Consider the following 1,003-nt stretch of genomic DNA (forward strand, 5'->3'; position numbering starts at 1 on the left):
ATCGAGGTCAACGCCAGAACCCTGCTCCTGGCCACCGGCTCCCACGAACGCCACCTCCCCTTCCCCGGCTGGACGCTCCCCGGAGTCATCAGCGCGGGCGGCGCCCAGGCCATGCTGAAATCCGGCCTGGCCCTGCCCGGCCACCGCATCGTCGTGGCAGGCAGCGGCCCCCTGCTCCTCGCCGCGGCCACCTCACTCACCGCGGCGGGCGCCCACGTCCCCGAAGTCGTGGAGGCGTCCGACTACACCGCGTACACCCGTCACCTCAAGGCGCTGACCACCAACCCCCGGAAGCTGACGGAAGCCGCCCGCCACGCCACATCCCTGCTTGACCACCGCGTCCGCCTCCGTACCCGCAGCGTGGTCACCGAGGCACACGGCACGGACCGCGTCGAGGCGGTGACGGTCTCCCGGCTGGACCGCTCCTGGCGCCCGATCCCCGGCACGGCACGCCGTATAGCCTGCGACGCCCTCGCCACGGGCCACGGCCTGATCCCGCAGATCGACCTGGCGACGGCACTCGGCTGCGCCACCCGCCGCACGGCGGACGGCACGTACGCCCTGGAGTTGGGCCCCCTCCAGGAGACTTCGCTGCGCGGCCTGTGGGCGGCGGGCGAGACGACCGGCGTCGGCGGCGCACAGGCCGCACACCTGGAGGGTGAACTGGCGGCCCTGGCGATCACCGCGAGGCTCACGGGAAGACAACCGGCCCCGACCCCGCGCCTCCGCGCTCTCCGCCACCGCCGCGACCGCATGCGCGCCTTCGCCGACGCCATGGCCACCGCGCACCGGCCGGGCCCCGGCTGGACGGGGTGGCTGACCGACGACACGGACGTGTGCCGCTGCGAGGAGGTACCGGCGGCCCGTATCCGCGAGGCCGTCGCGGACCTCGGCGCCCGCGATCCCCGCAGCGTCAAACTCCTCACCCGCGCGGGCATGGGCTGGTGCCAGGGCCGGATGTGCGGCACGGCCGTGGCCTGCCCGGCCGCGACCGCACCCGGAG

1 protein-coding gene is annotated in these 1,003 nt (G+C 75.2%); it reads left to right on the forward strand.

Translation table 11 applies throughout. The features are described 5' to 3' along the window. A partial coding sequence (locus AB8Z36_RS40920; protein WP_369218411.1) for an FAD-dependent oxidoreductase occupies positions 1-1,003 on the forward strand: 1,003 nt, incomplete at both ends.

The organism is Streptomyces flavofungini, from assembly GCF_041028215.1.
Classification (GTDB): domain Bacteria; phylum Actinomycetota; class Actinomycetes; order Streptomycetales; family Streptomycetaceae; genus Streptomyces; species Streptomyces flavofungini_B.